The sequence below is a fragment of the Clostridium sp. AF50-3 genome (assembly GCF_003477445.1).
GTDB classification, from domain to species: domain Bacteria; phylum Bacillota; class Clostridia; order Lachnospirales; family Lachnospiraceae; genus Otoolea; species Otoolea fessa.
Genome location: NZ_QUDH01000005.1, coordinates 30824 through 48334, shown reverse-complemented (window position 1 = coordinate 48334; position 17511 = coordinate 30824). Strand labels below are relative to the sequence as shown.

Sequence of the window (17511 nt, the reverse complement as noted above, 5' to 3'; positions counted from 1 at the left end):
TTATTTATTTCATAACAATATTCACAATCCGTCCCGGAACGTAAATTTCTTTTACGATATTTCCAGTCAGCTTGTCCTTGATAGCCTCTTTACCGGCGGCGATGGCATCTTCTTTGGAGATGTCTGCCGGTACGGTGATGGTTGCACGGACTCTGCCGTTGATCTGAACGGCTACCTCTTTCTCGTCATCCTTCATCTTCTCTGCGTCGCACTCCGGCCAGGAAGCATGGAATACACTGTCGGTGCCGCCGAGCTCCTGCCACAGCTCTTCACCCAGATGCGGTGCGAACGGTGCCAGCAGGATAGTGAAGGTCTTGAGGGTTTCTTTGTCGATGCCACCCTCTTTCTTCGCCAGATCGATGAGCTTGTTGTTGTACTCCATGAAACCGGAGATAACGGTATTCAAGCTGAACTGCTCGAAACGCTGCTCAATGTCGAACACCAGTTTGTGGCGCAGTTTAACCATTTCCTTGGTCTCTTTGATGTCTTTGTCCTTGCTGGTCATAACCAGGTTGTAGAAACGGTTCAGGAAACGGGATACGCCCTCGATACCGCGGTCATCCCACTCTGCATCCAGTTCCGGCGGTCCTACGAAAAGCTCATAGAGACGCAGGGAATCGCAGCCATAGTCGCGTACCAGATCATCCGGGGATACGACATTTCCTTTCGACTTACTCATTTTGATACCATTCTTACCAGTGATCATACCCTGGTTGAACAGCTTCTTGAACGGCTCGTCGAAGTCAATGACACCGATATCGCACAGGAACTTAGTGTAGAAACGGGAATACAGCAGATGCAGTACTGCATGTTCAACACCGCCGATGTACATATCAACCGGCAGATATTTGTCTGCTTTCTCACGGGATACCAGTTCTTTATCGTTCTTGTTATCTACATAGCGCAGGAAGTACCAGGAAGATCCAGCCCACTGCGGCATGGTGTTTGTCTCACGTTTTGCCGGAGCGCCGCAGCACGGGCAGGTGGTGTTGACCCACTCGTCGATGGCTGCCAGCGGGGATTCGCCGGTACCAGTCGGCTGATAGCTTTCTACCTCCGGAAGTTTTAACGGAAGCTGATCCTCCGGAACCGGTACGTTGCCGCACTTCGGGCAGTGTACGATCGGGATCGGCTCGCCCCAGTAACGCTGACGGGAGAATACCCAGTCACGCAGCTTATAATTGACTCTCTTGTGACCGATACCTCTCTTCTCAATCATTTCCGGCGCTTCTTTTTTCAGTACGGAAGATTCCATACCATTCCACTCGCCAGAGTTGATCATCGTGCCGGACGCCTCGGTATACGCCTCAGTCATGTTCTCGATCTCTTTGCCATCTTTTGCGATAACCTGGATGATCGGGATATTAAATTTCTTTGCAAACTCGAAGTCACGGTCATCGTGTGCCGGTACGCACATGATAGCGCCGGTACCGTAGTCAGCTAATACATAATCAGACAGCCAGATCGGAACCTTCGCACCGTTGATCGGGTTGATTGCATAAGTTCCGGTAAATACGCCGGTCTTTTCCTTATCCTGCAGACGGTCTACGTTGGAACGCATGGATGAATCGAAAATGTATTTCTCTACTGCCTCGCGGGTCTCATCGGTTGCCAGGCTCTTTGCCATCGCGTGCTCCGGAGCCAGTACCATGAAAGTTGCACCGTACAGGGTGTCCGGGCGGGTGGTGTAAACGGTGATCTTCTCATCGCGTCCCTCTACGCCGAAATCAACCTCTGCACCGTAAGATTTACCGATCCAGTCAGTCTGCATCTTTTTAACCTTCTCCGGCCAGTCCAGTTTGTCCAGATCATTTAAGAGGCGGTCTGCGTACGCGGTAATCTTGAGCATCCACTGGCGCAGGTTTTTCTTGGTAACCGGGGTACCGCAGCGCTCACAGCAGCCGTTGACAACTTCCTCGTTTGCCAGACCTGTCTTACAGGACGGGCACCAGTTGATCGGGAATTCTTTCTCGTATGCCAGGCCTTTTTTGAACATCTGGACGAAGATCCACTGGGTCCATTTGTAGAATGCCGGATCTGTGGTATTTACTTCCATATCCCAGTCATAGATGGCTGCGATCTCGTTGATCTGACGTTTAATATTTTTAATGTTGGACTCGGTCGAGATAGCCGGGTGTACGCCCATCTTGATCGCGTAGTTCTCTGCCGGCAGACCAAATGCGTCCCAGCCCATCGGATGGATCACGTATTTGCCGCGCAGCAGCTGATAACGGCTCCATACATCTGAAATAACGTAGCCTCTCCAGTGACCAACGTGCAGACCACTTCCGGACGGATATGGGAACATATCCAGGCAGTAATATTTTTCTTTCTTTCCATCGTTTACATTGATGGGATGTTTTTCCCAGTTCTCGCGCCATTTTTTCTCAATGGCGGTATGATTGTACTGTGACATCTTTGTTCCTCCTGTTTTCTGCTTAACCCACGCTGATTTTTTGCTATTTCCTGTCAAAATCCGGCTCCAGTCTCTAAAATGATGATTCATTATTGCAATCGACTGGTCCGTTGGCAGTTGCATAACATCCAACCCTTGCGGACATTCTTTCAATCCGGTAACGTCAAAAACGCCCTGCGTCTCTACATTACCTGTATAGAGACGCAGGGCGAAAATTCCAACTGCGCGGTACCACTCTATTTCACACGGAATCCGTGTGCTCCTCATCGTCCTGTAACGGCGGATGACCGGCTCTGTCTACTCGGGTATTCAAAAACACTTCTTTCAACAGGCTGCTCCCGGACCAGTTCGGCGGCTTCCTTCCGCTGCCTCACACCATCCGGCAGCTCTCTGTAGAAATTTCGCGGCTTACTACTTCCGTTCATTGCATTTGTGCTATCTGGTAGAATAGCATAAATGGGAAGAAATGTCAAGTAACGTGACCTTCTCAAACTTGCACGTGACAGATTCGACGTTCTTTCAATACATGACATTTTCGACAATCTTTCAATCACCGTCAAACCTACACCTGAATCCGCTCTGCCACTTCATCGCCCAGTGCCAGCCGAACCTTTCCATTTCCGATGATCAGACCATCCAGCACACGTCCAAGGACCCGGATACGGCTTCCTTCTTTGATTCCATAGCGCTCCAAAAAGTTCATCACATCCGCATTTCCAAACATCCACTTGATTTCACAGGACTCTCCCGCCTGCACCTTTGCCAACGACTGCATACAACGACCTCCTGACTGATATTCCGCTTTCTGTAACTGTTCAGTACCTTCACAGTCACGCGCAAAATCCATTAAAAATTGCCTACGGCAATGGAATTTTTGTCTGCTGGTCCATGTTTTCGTACGGTCAGCGCAGTAAATGCGCAGACCTACTGAACAGTTACTGCTTTCTTTACTATTATTATATGCAGTCAGACTATTGTTAGTCAATGGTAATAATTGTTAGTTAATTCTAACAGTATTTAGCCGTTACCGTGAACCATCTCCACACTTCTCCGTCCATCTCCCGGCGGATTCTGCCGCGCAGGCGGAGGTAGTCCAGATGCGCCATGCACTCGCCCACCGCGAACCACTTCTGGGACGGTGGAAATTCTTCCCAGCTGGCGGCACGGATCTTCCAGCGCATCTTTCCAGCCGTCTCATATGCCGTCATGCCCGGATGTTCGGTAAGCAGCGCCTCCGTCTCCGCCAGACGCCGCTCATGGTGTGCCAGCAGTGCCTCGATGCGCGCCGCATAATCGCCTGTCTTCCGGTGTCCCGGCAAGGCAAGGCGGACCGGATATTTTCTGGCGAGGCACAGGCTGTCGAGATAATCACCTAATGAATCCTCCGATTCCAGCCAGGAAGTAATATTCGGCGATATATCAAACAGGATATGATCGCCCGTGAACATGATGCCCTGTTTCTTTGCCCAGAACATCGCATTGCCCGGCGTATGCCCCGGCACGGAGATCATTTCCAGCGTGTAATCTCCTACCGTGTATTTCCAGCCTGCCTCAATCGGAACAAAACGATCATCAACCTGATCCAGCTTATAGCGGACTGCCGGATTGAGCGCCTGCGTTTTCTTCATTTCATCCTCCGGAAATCCCCCAGCACGGAATTGCTCCGCCAGCCGAAGCGGACGCTCTGGTGTAAAACCGTCCTTTAAGATTGCCAGATCGGTTCCGCTGATATAGATGTGGCTGTCCGTCCCTGCCGCCTCCCTGGCAAGTCCTGTGTGATCCGAGTGCAGGTGTGTCAGAAGAATATCCAGCCGCTCCGGACTGCTGCCAAGTGCCCGAAGCCCGGCAAACAGCGCCTCCCGGCATTCCTCGCGCCGAAATCCGGTGTCAATCAGAAGGTCGCGCCCGTTTTCTTTCCCCTTGATCAGGTAACTGTTGAGTTCCCGCAAAGGATTCTGCGGCAATTCCACACCGATCCGCCAAATTCCCTCTGCCACCTGTTCTACAAGGGCTTCCCTCTTCTCTATGTTCTTTGTGATTTCTTCTCTTTTATTTTCTTTAAGCATATTTTTCCTTATTGAATCTATTGAATCTTCTCAGCCTTCTGCTTTCTCTTCTCTATGATCCATCGTCCGGAACAGATGTGCACAAATCAAAATCGCCACCACAATCGACAGATAATCAGCCGCCGGCTGTGCATAGATAACTCCATCCAGGCCAAACATCGCATTCAGCACGAAAATCAGCGGAATAAAAATCAGTCCCTGGCGGCAGATCGTAAGAATCAGCGACGGAAGCGCTTTTCCCATTCCCTGGATCGTATTGATGCAGAGGAATAAGATACCGAGGAGTGGCGCAGAAAGCTGCAGGGCAACCACCATCTGAATACCATACTGGACAACTTCCGCATCATTAATAAACATCTGAATCATTGTCTTTCTTGCGACAATCATAATCAATGTCAGAATCGTTCCCATAATAACCGATACAAGTCCTGTAAATTTGAATACCGACATCAGGCGTTTCTTGTTGCGCGCTCCATAATTATAACCGACCAGCGGCTGGATTCCCACGCAGAGACCAATCTGCAGCAGGACAACAAGCATATTGGATTTCATCGCAACCCCCATCGCCGCTACCGGTGTGTCACCGTAGCCGACCAGCGCCTGGTTCAGGATAATATTGGCAAAGCTCATCAGGATGTTATTTAAGGAAGCCGGAATACCGATCCCTGCCACGCCGGAAGCGATTCCATCTCCCATCTTAAAATCACGAAAATGAATCGACAGTGTCGATTTTCCCCGTAGATAATAAGCAATATAGTAAAGACAGGCCGCAATATTGCCGATGATCGTCGCAAGCGCTGCACCGGTCACTCCCCAGCCAAGCACCAGGATCATGATCGGGTCCAAAATAATATTTACTACGGTACCTATCAGGTTTCCGACCATCGATTCTCTCGATGCGCCTTCTCCCCGCAGAATATTCGCAAATGCAGTTGAAAACATAATAAACGCGCGCCGATTGCAATAATCGCCAGGTACTGTCTCGCAAAACCGATCGTATTTACACTGGCACCGATGAGATGCAGAATGGTTTCCATTCCAAGTACAGACAGGATAGCCACTATGACGCCCAGCCCCAGGGATCCATAGCAGCAGAATGAACTGATATGACATGCCCGATCTTTATGGCGTTCTCCCAGTGCTCTCGATATCGCTGAGCTGCCGCCGATACCGAACAGATGGCCTAATGCCATAAAAATCATAAAGACCGGCGTTGCCAGCGAAACTGCCGCCACCTGCAGCGGATCCTTCGTCTGACCGATGAAAAATGTATCCGCCATGTTATAGATAACAACCACCAGCATGGAAATCATGGTCGGAACCGCCATGGTTGCGACCGCCTTCGGTACGGGTGTTTTTTCAAATAAATCCGTATTTGTTTTCATTTGTCGTAACTCCTCTCTTTCTATATTTGTTGTATTCTTTACAGTCACATTCTCGCGCCGAGCGCGGTCGCTTGCGACATGTTTCTGCTTCGCGCAAGTGCACATCATTGGCACGTTAGTGCCTTTTTGTGTAATAGGGGATTCCAAGGAATTTCCTATTACATAAAAATACAGGCACTTCTGCCTGCTGTGTAAAAGACCAACTCTTAATTATAAACACTTAATTTTATCATAAACACCTATTTTGTCAACTATTTCCGTATTAAACTTATCTTAAAACCCAGCTTAAAAATTGTCTTTTGGAATTGTCTTTGGAAGTTGCAAAAAAGCGCTTTCTGGGATATGATGGAAACTAGAAAATTATGAATTTCATACCGATGGAGGATTTTTACTATGTCTAACAATTACGCAGGCAAATTTGTAAGTGCTGAGACCGCCGTCAAGGCTGTTCAGCCGGGCGACTGGGTGGATTATGGCTTTGGCGCTGGATTTCCGGAGCTTCTCGACCGTGCGCTGGCAGCACGCAGGGATGAGCTGACCGATGTCAAGATCCGCGGTGGTTTAGTCATCCGCCCGCGCATCGAGGTTGTCGAAAGCGACCCGGAGCAGAAAGCCTTCAGCTACTACAGCTGGCACATCGGCGATTATGAGCGCAAGCTGCAGACCCGTGGGCTCTGCAAGTTTATGCCGATGATGCTGCGTTCCCTGCCGGAAATGTACCGGCACCACATTCGCGTGGATGTTGCCTTTGTACCGGTTTCCAGACCGGATGCGGACGGCTACTGCGGACTGGGTATTTCCAACTATGCATGGCGCACCATCTTTGAGAATGCGCGCACCGTCATCTTCGAGATCAATGAGCGCCTCCCGCGCTTACAGGGCGTCAATGGTTCCCACCGTGTCCACCTCTCAGAGGCAGATTTCATCGTCGAGGGCGAGCATGAGCCGCTTCCGATCCGCACCTACCGCGATCCGAGCGCCGTTGATATTGAAATTGCCAAACGTGTCGTTGAGGAGATCCCGGACGGCGCTGTCCTTTCCCTGGGCGTCGGCGGCGTTCCGTTTACCGTTGCCAATATGCTGGCGCAGTCCGACAAAACCGACCTCGGCTGCCACACCGGCACCATCAGCGATGCTTTTTTAGCCCTCTATAAGGCTGGCAAGCTGACCAACAAGAAGAAGGAAATTGACAACGGTTATTCTACCTGGAACCTTGCCATGGGCTCTCAGGAATTATATGACTGGCTGGATAATGAGCCGCAGCTCTTCCATCCGGCTGACGTCGATTACGTCCACTCCCCGTACCGCATCGGTGAGATGAAAAATGTCATCAGTATCAACGGTGGGGTCGAGCTGGATCTGATGGGACAGGAAAATGCCGAGTCTGCCGGCACCCGACAGCTCTCCGGTATCGGCGGACAGATGGATTTCCTGGAGGGCGCATTCCGCTCCGAGGGAGGCAAGGGCTTTATCTGCCTTGCTTCCACCCACAAGAAAAAAGATGGCTCCTTAAAATCCAACATCGTACCGTTCATTCCGGGCGGCAGCACCGTATCTGCACCGCGTACCATGATTCAGTACGTGGCGACCGAGTACGGTATCGCAAAACTGACCGGGCTTACCTTAAAAGAACGAGCGGATGCCATGATCGCCATCGCACACCCGGATTTCCGTGATGAGCTGCGCCGGTATGCGGAGGAGAATTTTAAATAAAAATTGGAAAGATACATCGGAACCGAAACATCAACATTCCATGTTATCTTTGATTATTTGAAAACCAGAATTTTCAACATAGAAAAGCCGTAACCTTATACTTTCGCTCATGAGTTTAATCCCATGGGCGAGTATATCTGATTACGGCTTTTTATTTTTTATGCCTCTTTCTTCGCCCCTATAACAACCATAACCACCATAAACCGGCAGACCAGAATAATCATAGACGCAAAGAGCTGCCACAGCGCGATATGCAGAATCAGGCTGACTGCGTACCCACACAGTGCTGCTCCCATTACCATAGCATATCCACAGCACAGTTCGGAGTGATAGGAATGTCTGGGCGAACCTGCGGTGTAGCTTTCCATCAGTCCATAGAGCACCACATATTCCAGCATACACGGAATCAGCGACCAGATGGTTCCGTCCGGCCGCCTCCAGAACATGGACAGAAAGCTAGAAAAAGCAGTCACCAGCACAAGCGCCGCCCCTGCTGCCCGGTACACTCTCATCTCTTTTGCATCCATCTGGAAAAATCCCGCCTGCCGCTCTTTCTGGAGAATCCCGATATATAAAATCAGGAACCCGATGCAGGGCGGCAGCAGCATCACATGGAACAGATTAATATGAATCGAAGCAAGAATCAGACCGGCTAAAATCTTATGATCTCCCGTTTTCACTTAAATGCCTCCTCTTTCAGCAGATATTTCCACACATCAATAAAGCGAAGCTCCCTTCTCTTCCTGTATTCATTTTCAAATGAAAGAACCTGCTCCCCGCCATCTTTGCCGATATATGAAAGCACTGCAACTCCTGAATGAAATACCTGCGGCGACTGGTCTTCCTCTTTGCCAATCCAATGGCTCTGGAACGTCAGGACATCACCCGTTTTTACTGTCAGCCGTTTCGGCTCTTCCCCTTCTTTTTGGGCTGGGATAGGCTCTCCATTTAAGGTCATCGAAAAATTTTCCATCTCCCCGGCTGACGCAATGCAGCCTTTTACTTCGATGGTTCCATCTTTCTGAACGGTGTAAACCTGTGTGGCCGTTCCATCTGAATTGGCGCTGGAACTTGGATTTTCCAGGGCGCTCCCGCCCTCCGGATTTGCAATCAGTACCAGATTACCAATTTTTACGTCCGCTGTGTTTCCATCTGAATAGAGCACCTGCGCCCGCGTCAGGATTCTCCACTGACTGATCCCGTTATGCTGCGGATCTTCAATCGAAAGCGTAGCATCCAGGCGATGAAGCGCATACTGTCCCGCTGACTGGACTGTCTCCCGCATTTCCTGCATTTGAAGTTCAGGCAACTCTGAAAAACGAATTTCTCTCACACAGATCTCATCCGTCACATCCGTCAGATAGGCAAAATTTACCTGTGTATACCATACATCCGAAGTTTCATCTGTCTCATCCACACTTTCTTCCCCCAGTGCATACAAAGACACTGTATTCTCCAATCCCATATCCGCATTCAGGTCTTTCACACCTTCGTCTAAAACTCCAACTTTCACATCGGAATCGGTACTTTCTTCTTCAAGCGCCTCACTTGACACAGATGAAACGATTCCATCCTCCGAAGTTTCTACTCCGTCCAGCCCACAGCCCAGATAAGCCGACTGGCTGTAGTGCAGAAACAGCGGTTCTTTCAGCCGGAACGTATACTGGGCGATCAGACCCGCCAGCAGACAAATAAGCGCCAGCACCAGCCAGATACGCACGATCATCCGCTCCGGGTGTTTCCGAACTGTTTTTGCCTGTTCTTTTACTTCCATGAGTTCCCCGCTTTTCTCATTTTTCTCTATCATAAAAAGGTCACCCACCTGTCTGTATAAGTTGTTCTCTTTGCAACATTATACCTTTTTACAGGTGGGTAGTCTTTTCTATTTTCTTACAATTTATAGCCTTCTTTTTGAAAATTGCAAAAGAACGCAATTCGTAGCAATTTGGCATCCGCATTCACTGCCTTAACTTCTCGCCTGTCCCATCGATAACATTCGCAGCGCTTTGTTCAATTCAAGCACAGCCTATAACCATATCGATCCGAAAGACCTTCCAGAAAGAGAAAGCCGCCGCTGACAGCCTTGATGAATCGGTATCGATCCACTCAGCCGCCTGCGGCGGTTTTCTGCTTATTTATATAAGAATATCATATTTTTGACCGAAACGGTAAGCACTTCATCTGCCATTATTCAGCTTCTGCCGCTCTCGCCTCCACTTCTCTCTTCTGTACATCGCCCGGAGCCTGCTCGTAGCGGCTGAACTCATAGGAGAATTCACCGATACCGCCGGTCATGGAACGAAGGTCGGTGTTATAACCAAACAGCTCGGACATCGGGATATCTGCCTCGATGATCTGTTTGCCGTGATGGTTGGAGTTCATACCGAGAACACGACCTCTTCTGCGGTTCAGATCGCCCATAACGTCGCCGGTGAATTTATCCGGAACGGTTACTTTCAGAGATGCGATCGGCTCAAGGAGAACTGGATTCGCTTCCATGAACGCTTTCTTGAATGCCAGCGTCGCTGCCATCTTGAATGCCATCTCGGAGGAATCAACCGGATGATAGGAACCATCTAACAGGGTTGCTTTCACACCGACAACCGGATATCCAGCCAACGGACCCTTCTGTACGCATTCCTGAACACCTTTCTCAACTGCCGGGAAGTAGTTCTTTGGAACGGCACCGCCAAATACCTTCTCTTCAAATACATATGGTGTCTCCAGATCGCCGGACGGCTCGAAGGACATCTTAACATCGCCGTACTGTCCATGTCCACCGGACTGTTTCTTATATTTGCCCTGTGCTTCTACTTTCTTGCGAAGTGTCTCGCGGAATGCAAATTTCGGTTTGCTGAGCACAATGTCTACTTTATATCTTGCCTGCAGCTTGCTGACAACAACTTCGAGCTGCTGCTCGCCGATGCCGTAAAGTAAGGTCTGACGGTTCTCGGTATCGCTGACGCTTCTGAGTGTCAGATCTTCGTCCATCATCTTCGCCAGTGCACTGGAGATCTTGTCCTCATCGCCTTTGGTCTTAGCTGCGTATGCCATGTAGGTATACGGGGTAGAAATCTTCGGTTTGTGGTATACAATCGGAGCCGTGCGGACTGCGATGGTATCGCCGGTCTGAGTAACGTTTAATTTGGCAACCGCGCCGATATCGCCCGCCTTTAATTCCGGAACCTCGATGACATCCTTGCCGCGGAGAACATATACTTTCTGAACTTTCTCTTCAGCATCTTTGTTTACATTGTAGATAACGGTATCTGGTTTTAAGGTACCGGTACAAATCTTCATCAGGGAGTATTTGCCGATGAACGGGTCAACCACAGTCTTGAAAACACGTGCCGACAGGGATACATCGTCATTATATTTAGCAGTAAAGCGCTCTGCGGTCGATACATCGACACCGACACACTCGAACTTGTCCGGTGACGGGAAGTATTTATCGATCGCCTGCAGCAAATATGCGAAGCCCTGTGCATTGATGCCGGAACCCATCATAACCGGAACGATGTTGCCCTCACTTACGTGCTCACGCAGCGCCTGTGCGATCTCTTCCTGTGTAAATTCTTCACCGGAGAAATAGCGCTCCATATATTCTTCACTCGTCTCTGCCACTGCCTCGATCAGCGCATCACGGATGATGCCGAGGTTCTTCTTGGTGTACTCCGGAATCTCGCATTTCTCATATTCGCTTAAATGGGTGAAACGGCGGCCTTCCATCTTTACCGCATTGACAAAGCCGACAAATTTTTCATTTTCACGGATCGGCACCTGGAACGGCGCGATCTTACGGCCAAACTGTTTCTCCAGTTTTAAGATCAGCTCACGGAAGCTTGCCTGATCGTCATCCATGTTGGTAACGAAGAACAGGCGCGGCAGGTTGTACTCTTCACAGAGTTCCCATGCCTTCTCGGTTCCGACTTCGATGCCAGCCTTGCAGTTTACAACGATGATTGCTGCATCTGCTACACTGATAGCTTCCTCTACTTCTCCCACAAAATCAAAATAGCCAGGGGTATCTAACAGGTTAATCTTGATCGGTCCATCTTCTCCCTGATACTCCAACGGAATCAGCGTGGTGGAGATAGAGAACTGTCTCTTGATTTCTTCTTTATCATAATCGCTGATGGTGGTTCCTTCCGGAACTTTTCCCATTCTCTTGGTAGTACCTGTTACCAGTGCCAGCGCCTCTGCTACCGTTGTCTTGCCGGCACCGCCGTGCCCCAGTAACACTACATTGCGGATTTGTTTTGTCCCATACACGTTCATAGTTAAGTCCTCCCGTCTATTTATTTTGATGTTTTTTTCTTGTATTTTAACCTCTGTTCATATTGTACAAGAAAATAGAGAAAATTTCAAGCAAAACAACACCTTTATACAAAATTTATTCGTTTTATTTTGAAAAGCATTGAAAATGCGACAATTTCCCTGTTCAAAGGCGGTGAAATCAATCGCATTTTCGCAAATTTAGTAATAAACAGATGTAAAAAAAATTCTTTTTCACTTCAACGCGTAAAATCGTTGACAAGTGACTTGTTCTATTCTACAATAATTTCTAGTTTCATTTTTTTACTATACTACTTATGAAAGAGAGCGTAATTGCTATGAATACACCGATTAATCATCTTACCGCCGGTTTCATCGGACTCGGTCTGATCGGCGGCTCTATCGCCAGAGGTTTGAAACGCAGCGCCCCGGATATTCAGATCATGGCTTATATGCGGACCCGCGAAAAATTGGAACAGGCACATGCAGACGGCATTGTTGACCTGATTCTGGACGGCGTGGACGAGCATTTAAGCGAGTGCGACATCATTTTCCTGTGCACACCGGTTGAATTTAATGAATCCTATCTGCGCCAGATCCGGCCGTTCTTAAAGGAAGGCGCGGTTGTGACTGACGTCGGAAGCACCAAGACCAGCATTCATGAGACCGTTGCCGCGCTTGGCATGGAAAGCTGCTTCGTCGGCGGACACCCGATGGCTGGCTCGGAAAAGACCGGCTACGAGAGTTCAACCGACCATTTGCTGGAAAATGCGTACTATATCATTACCCCGACGCCGCACACCCCGGCTTCCTACACCGACCGTATGGTGGAGGTGGCAAAGGCGATCGGTGCGCTGCCCCTGGTGCTGGATTACCATCGTCATGATTTCATTGTCGCGGCGATCAGCCATCTGCCGCACCTCATCGCCTCCAGCCTGGTCAACCTGGTACACGACTGCGACAGCGAGGATCAGATGATGAAACGGCTGGCTGCCGGAGGTTTCAAGGATATCACCCGTATTGCCTCCTCTTCTCCGGTCATGTGGGAACAGATCTGCATGACGAACACAGGCAATATCACTGAGGTGCTGGATCGCTACATTGATTCCCTGACGACATTGCGGGAAGAACTGTCCGACCACCAGTCTAGAGCCATCTACCAGCTGTTTGAGTCCTCCCGCGACTACCGGAATTCGTTTGCAGAAACTCCAAAAGGATCGATACAGCCGGAATACGCCTTCTCCGCCGACGTGGTGGACGAGCCAGGTGCTATCTCCATCATTTCCTCGATCCTCTCCGGTAAAGGAATCAGTATCAAAAATATTGGCATCAGCCACAACCGTGAGCATGGCGAGGGCGCGCTGCGGATCAGCTTCTACGACAAGGCTTCGATGGAAGCGGCGTGGGCGCGTTTGAAGAAATACAATTACACGCTGTTCGCGTAGACTGCAATGTATGTTTCAAACTTAACTTTCAACATTAATGTTTAGGCAGGTACAACTATGAACTCAATGAAATTTACCCATACATCTTCTCTCCGGGGCGAACTGACCGTTCCGGGAGACAAGTCCATCTCCCACCGCAGCGTCATGTTCGGCGCTCTTGCGGACGGACTGACCGAAATTCACGGCTTCCTGCAGGGCGCAGACTGTCTCTCCACGATCTCCTGTTTTTCCAAAATGGGAATCTCGATCGAAAATCAGGCGAGACCGTTCTCGTCCACGGACGTGGACTGCACGGGCTAACTGCCCCAGACTCCGTTTTAGACTGCGGCAACAGCGGCACCACAACGCGCCTGATCTCCGGCATTCTCTCGGCCCAGAAATTTGACACAACACTGACCGGCGACGCTTCCATCCAGAAACGTCCGATGAAGCGCATCATCGATCCTCTCTCTCAGATGGGCGCAAAGATCGAGAGTGTCAATGGAAATGATTGCGCGCCGCTCCATATCACCGGCTCACCACTGCACGGCATCCATTATAATTCTCCGGTTGCCTCCGCCCAGGTCAAATCCTCGATTCTGCTGGCAGGTCTGTATGCCGACGGAGAAACCCGCGTGACCGAACCTTACATTTCCCGCGATCACAGTGAACGGATGCTGTCCGCATTCGGCGCAGACATCCACACAGATGGAACCACCGCGATTTTACAGCCGGCAAAACAGCTCTATGGACAGAAAATCCTGGTTCCGGGCGATATCTCCTCCGCTGCCTTCTTTATCGCAGCCGGACTCATCGTACCGGATTCAGAAATCTTAATTAAAAATGTCGGTATCAACCCGACCCGCGACGGCATCCTGCGCGTCTGCAAGGCGATGAACGCGGACGTCGAACTTCTCAATGTAAACACCGCCTCCGGCGAACCGACCGCCGACCTGCTCGTCCGCTCCGGTAAGCTGACTGGAACCGCGATCGAGGGTGCGATCATCCCGACTCTCATCGACGAGCTTCCGGTGATCGCTGCGATGGCGTGCTATGCCGAGGGAACCACCGTCATACGCGATGCCGCGGAACTGAAGGTAAAAGAGTCAAACCGCATTGCTGTCATGGTAGAGAATTTAACCGCTATGGGCGCGGATGTGACCGAGACCGAGGATGGCATGATCATCCACGGCGGCAAGCCGCTGCACGGTGCTGTGATCGACAGCAAGAAGGATCACCGCATCGCCATGACTTTCGCCGTTGCCGCACTCGGCGCTTCCGGCGAGACCGAAATTCTGGATGCAGACTGCGTGAACATCTCCTATCCGGGATTCTATGGGGATCTGGAACGGTTGTGTAAATAAAATGTGACTATGCATATTTGAGACAAAAAGGGCAGGAAAAGCTTCAAATCGCTTTCGTGCCCTTTTCTTTTGTTCTACTGCCCATATTTTGCAAAATACCGATCCAGCACCTGTCTTGCGATCGGCGCAGCGACCGCACCGCCGGAACCAGACTCTTCTGCCAGCACACAGATCGCCACCTTCGGCTTGTCTGCCGGAGCGAAACCGACAAACCAGGAATGTGTCTCCTTACCTGTCTCAAACTCGGCGGAACCGGTTTTTCCGGCCACCGTATAGGATGCCCCCCGCATCGCGGAACCTGTACCAATCTCGACCACCTGGCTCATGAGATGCGTCAGAAACTGTGCGTCATTCGCAGACATCAGGGTTCCATAGGCGGACGGAAGGAACTTCTTGACCGTCTGACCACCCACATTTTCAACATGATCGATCATATATGGCTTCATCAGCGTGCCGCCGTTGGCGATCGCCGATACGATCATCAGGTTATGCAGCGGCGTAATCTGGGTTTTTCCCTGTCCGATCGCGGTCTGAAGCTTTTCCCAGTCATCCGAACTGCCGTCGAGCGAAAATGTGCTCTGGTTGTACGGAAGTGTGTACGGAAGCTCCGAATTAAAGAGCATCTGATTTGCCAGCGCCCGGAATTTTTCTGAATTAATCTGCATTCCAATCTCCGCAAACGCACCGTTGCAGGAATTGGCAAATGCCTGAATCAGGTTCTGCGCCCCGTGTGCCGTCCCGTGGTAACATTTAATCGTATAATCGCCATTCTGGTAAGAGCCATTACAATTATACACATAGTCCTGCCAGGTATTCGGGTTCTCTTTCATATATTCCAGCACCGTCAGCATCTTGAACGTCGATCCCGGCGGATATAAGCCCTGCGTCGCGCGGTTGACTAACTGCGCCTTCGTATTGTCCGGCGATATCAACTCTGCCCAGCGCTCATCGACGAGATTCGCATTGAAATTCGGCTGGGAAACCATCGTTAAAATCTTTCCCGTATCCGGTTCCATGACAATCACCGCGCCCCGGTGTTTTCCGATCGCGTCGGATGCCGTCTGCTGCAGATCCACATCGAGCGTCGTAATCACATTGTCGCCCAGATTTTTCTTCCCCTGAAATTCATTGATCGTTTTCTCAATCAGATTCACATGGGAGGAAAGCAGGTAGAAATTCGCCAGCGACTCCAGACCTGTTTTTCCATTTTTGCCGGAATATCCGACCGAATGGACAAACAGATAATCATACGGATAATAGCGTTTCTCGCTTCCATCACTTGCAACGTTCGTCTGCGCCAGCACCGTTTTATCATTGCTCATAATCGAACCGCGGGTCACCCGGTCTGAGAGGAGATCGAGTCTCGCATTATAAGAGCTGCCGATCACATTTTCACTCTTAAACTGGATAAACCAGCCAAAATAAACGGCCATCGCGATAAAGAGCGCCGCAATCCCATAGGTCAGCCACAGAATATGACGGTTTGAACGCGCTCTCGCATTTTCAGTTCTTTCCATTTCATCCTTCTGCCTCATCAAACTGCTGCTCCTCCTCTTCTTCCTCATTCCGTTTCAGGACATATAGTCCCTGTATCACGCCAAACAGGATAAATGTGCTGAGAATCGAACTGCCTCCATAACTGACAAGCGGCAGCGTCACGCCGGTGGACGGAATAAACTTGGTCACGCCGCCGATCGTCAGGAACACCTGCACCACATACTCAATTCCCAGACCAAACGCGATCAACTTGTAAAATAATGCCTGCATCCGGGTCGCAATCAGCATGAACTGCATGAAGCAGCCCAGACAAATCAGGAGAATACAGAGCGCATAGATGCCGCCCAGCTCCTCCGAGATCGCCGCGAAAATGAAGTCCTTCTCGACAACCGGGATCTTCTTCGGCATCCCCTGGTAAAGTCCCATGCCAAACCAGCCGCCTGTGCCGATCGCAAAGAGTGCCTGCGTAACCTGATATCCTTTTCCTGCGATGTCACTCCACGGATCCTGCCATGCTTCCACGCGGACACGCACATGCGAAAACAGCTTATACGCCAGCATCGCAGCCGCACAGCCGCTTCCAAGACCGCCTGCCAGATACAGCCAGTTGGAGGTTGCAATAAACAGCATCAGGACATAGGCGAGGAAAAAAATCAGCGCACTTCCCAGATCCTTGGATAACACCAGAATCAACACGTGCGCCGCCGCCACGCCGGTCGTGATCGCCACATTTTTAAACTCCGTTGAGCGGTAAAACATCGTCGCCACGAAGAATACAAAGCTGATCTTAACAAACTCGGACGGCTGGAACGAAAATCCGCCGATACTGATCGAAAGCTGCGCGCCGAAGCTGGTATTGCCGATCACACAGACAACCAGCAGCAGCGCCAGACCTATCAGGCCGTACACCCACGGTATCTTAGCGAGCTGCCAGGTTCTATCTATCACATATGGTATAATCATTGTGATAACCGCTGCAACTGCCATGATGATAAACTGGCGGACCGCCTTGTCCATCGAGATGCGCGTCAGCATGATAAAACTGGTGCACAGAAGCATACACGTGTTGTTCAGCAACAGTCTCGACGCATTCCGGTAAAACAGCCGGTATAAGAGCTGGTACAGGACAAAAAAGACAAGCTGCGCGCCGAAAAACAGCACAACTGCCTCATCCTCGGTTTGTAGATAAATGATCGTACCCGACAGAAGAAATATCAAAAACAGCGGTACATTCTGCAGACGACAGAGCCGGAGTTTCGACTCGTCATCCGGCAGTGAAAAAAAGCGGAAATTATAATATGTATAAATCAGTATCAGCAATATCATCAGATACCTGGACATCGTTGTCACAAGATTTATCATGGTGATCCT

The 17511-nt window shown here is 50.1% G+C and carries 12 protein-coding genes, 1 pseudogene and 1 other annotated feature; of the genes and pseudogenes, 3 read left to right on the top strand and 10 right to left on the bottom strand.

What is annotated here, in order from left to right; all coding sequences use genetic code 11:
- Window positions 1–4: 4 nt before the first annotated feature.
- The 5 genes from leuS to DW085_RS19650 all read right to left on the bottom strand — a co-directional run bounded on the left by leuS (window position 5) and on the right by DW085_RS19650 (window position 5867).
- Window positions 5–2416 carry a leucine--tRNA ligase gene (leuS, locus tag DW085_RS07275; RefSeq protein ID WP_022360162.1) on the bottom strand — a complete coding sequence of 804 codons (2412 nt, stop codon included), beginning with the start codon at window positions 2414–2416 and terminating at the stop codon, window positions 5–7.
- 195 nt (window positions 2417–2611) lie between these two features.
- Window positions 2612–2850, bottom strand: a binding site (T-box leader).
- A gap of 128 nt (window positions 2851–2978) precedes the next feature.
- Complete coding sequence (locus DW085_RS07270; protein WP_022360163.1) at window positions 2979–3191, bottom strand: ferrous iron transport protein A; 213 nt, start codon at window positions 3189–3191, stop codon at window positions 2979–2981.
- 232 nt (window positions 3192–3423) lie between these two features.
- A complete protein-coding gene (locus DW085_RS07265; protein WP_118492051.1) occupies window positions 3424–4482 on the bottom strand; it encodes an MBL fold metallo-hydrolase in 1059 nt (352 codons plus the stop codon).
- Window positions 4483–4512: 30 nt separating this feature from the next.
- On the bottom strand, window positions 4513–5424 hold the full coding sequence (locus DW085_RS07260) for an MATE family efflux transporter (RefSeq protein WP_243033958.1): 912 nt from the start codon (window positions 5422–5424) through the stop codon (window positions 4513–4515).
- On the bottom strand, window positions 5352–5867 hold the full coding sequence (locus DW085_RS19650; RefSeq protein WP_243033957.1) for an MATE family efflux transporter: 516 nt from the start codon (window positions 5865–5867) through the stop codon (window positions 5352–5354). Before DW085_RS19650 ends, DW085_RS07260 begins: the two co-directional genes overlap by 73 nt.
- A gap of 393 nt (window positions 5868–6260) precedes the next feature.
- Here DW085_RS19650 and DW085_RS07255 point away from each other — a divergent pair, with 393 nt between their 5' ends.
- A complete protein-coding gene (locus DW085_RS07255) occupies window positions 6261–7580 on the top strand; it encodes an acetyl-CoA hydrolase/transferase C-terminal domain-containing protein (protein ID WP_118492049.1) in 1320 nt (439 codons plus the stop codon).
- Window positions 7581–7738: 158 nt separating this feature from the next.
- Here the strand turns inward: DW085_RS07255 and DW085_RS07250 are convergent, their stop codons facing one another.
- From DW085_RS07250 to DW085_RS07240, 3 genes are all read right to left on the bottom strand, one after another.
- A complete protein-coding gene (locus DW085_RS07250; RefSeq protein ID WP_118492047.1) occupies window positions 7739–8260 on the bottom strand; it encodes a hypothetical protein in 522 nt (173 codons plus the stop codon).
- A complete protein-coding gene (locus DW085_RS07245; protein WP_117795009.1) occupies window positions 8257–9387 on the bottom strand; it encodes a hypothetical protein in 1131 nt (376 codons plus the stop codon). The genes DW085_RS07250 and DW085_RS07245 overlap by 4 nt, the downstream gene beginning before the upstream one ends.
- A 380-nt stretch (window positions 9388–9767) precedes the next feature.
- Window positions 9768–11858 (bottom strand): elongation factor G, encoded by a 2091-nt coding sequence (locus DW085_RS07240; RefSeq protein ID WP_118492046.1) that lies wholly within the window; start codon window positions 11856–11858, stop codon window positions 9768–9770.
- A 335-nt stretch (window positions 11859–12193) separates the two neighbouring features.
- On the opposite strand from DW085_RS07240, the gene DW085_RS07235 reads away from it, so the two are divergent.
- Both DW085_RS07235 and aroA read left to right on the top strand, forming a co-directional pair.
- Entirely contained in the window at window positions 12194–13300 is a 1107-nt protein-coding gene (locus DW085_RS07235) for a prephenate dehydrogenase (RefSeq protein WP_118492045.1), read from the top strand.
- Between the two features lie 66 nt (window positions 13301–13366).
- A pseudogene (gene aroA, locus DW085_RS07230) lies at window positions 13367–14643 on the top strand (3-phosphoshikimate 1-carboxyvinyltransferase).
- A 74-nt stretch (window positions 14644–14717) separates the two neighbouring features.
- Here aroA and DW085_RS07225 read toward each other — a convergent pair.
- Window positions 14718–16178, bottom strand: a complete 1461-nt coding sequence (locus DW085_RS07225) for a penicillin-binding transpeptidase domain-containing protein (protein ID WP_118492044.1) — start codon at window positions 16176–16178, stop codon at window positions 14718–14720.
- Window positions 16162–17502 carry an FtsW/RodA/SpoVE family cell cycle protein gene (locus DW085_RS07220; RefSeq protein ID WP_117795001.1) on the bottom strand — a complete coding sequence of 447 codons (1341 nt, stop codon included), beginning with the start codon at window positions 17500–17502 and terminating at the stop codon, window positions 16162–16164. The genes DW085_RS07225 and DW085_RS07220 overlap by 17 nt, the downstream gene beginning before the upstream one ends.
- Between the last annotated feature and the right edge of the window lie 9 nt (window positions 17503–17511).

Excerpts from the sequence above, each read along its gene's own strand:
- DW085_RS07245 (WP_117795009.1), bottom strand. The coding sequence starts at position 9,387 with ATGATAGAGAAAAATGAGAAAAGCGGGGAACTCATGGAAGTAAAAGAA.
- leuS (WP_022360162.1), bottom strand. The coding sequence starts at position 2,416 with ATGTCACAGTACAATCATACCGCCATTGAGAAAAAATGGCGCGAGAAC.
- DW085_RS19650 (WP_243033957.1), bottom strand. The coding sequence starts at position 5,867 with ATGAAAACAAATACGGATTTATTTGAAAAAACACCCGTACCGAAGGCG.
- DW085_RS07225 (WP_118492044.1), bottom strand. The coding sequence starts at position 16,178 with ATGAGGCAGAAGGATGAAATGGAAAGAACTGAAAATGCGAGAGCGCGT.
- DW085_RS07260 (WP_243033958.1), bottom strand. The coding sequence starts at position 5,424 with ATGTTTTCAACTGCATTTGCGAATATTCTGCGGGGAGAAGGCGCATCG.
- DW085_RS07235 (WP_118492045.1), top strand. The coding sequence starts at position 12,194 with ATGAATACACCGATTAATCATCTTACCGCCGGTTTCATCGGACTCGGT.
- DW085_RS07240 (WP_118492046.1), bottom strand. The coding sequence starts at position 11,858 with ATGAACGTGTATGGGACAAAACAAATCCGCAATGTAGTGTTACTGGGG.
- DW085_RS07265 (WP_118492051.1), bottom strand. The coding sequence starts at position 4,482 with ATGCTTAAAGAAAATAAAAGAGAAGAAATCACAAAGAACATAGAGAAG.
- DW085_RS07270 (WP_022360163.1), bottom strand. The coding sequence starts at position 3,191 with ATGCAGTCGTTGGCAAAGGTGCAGGCGGGAGAGTCCTGTGAAATCAAG.
- DW085_RS07220 (WP_117795001.1), bottom strand. The coding sequence starts at position 17,502 with ATGATAAATCTTGTGACAACGATGTCCAGGTATCTGATGATATTGCTG.
- DW085_RS07255 (WP_118492049.1), top strand. The coding sequence starts at position 6,261 with ATGTCTAACAATTACGCAGGCAAATTTGTAAGTGCTGAGACCGCCGTC.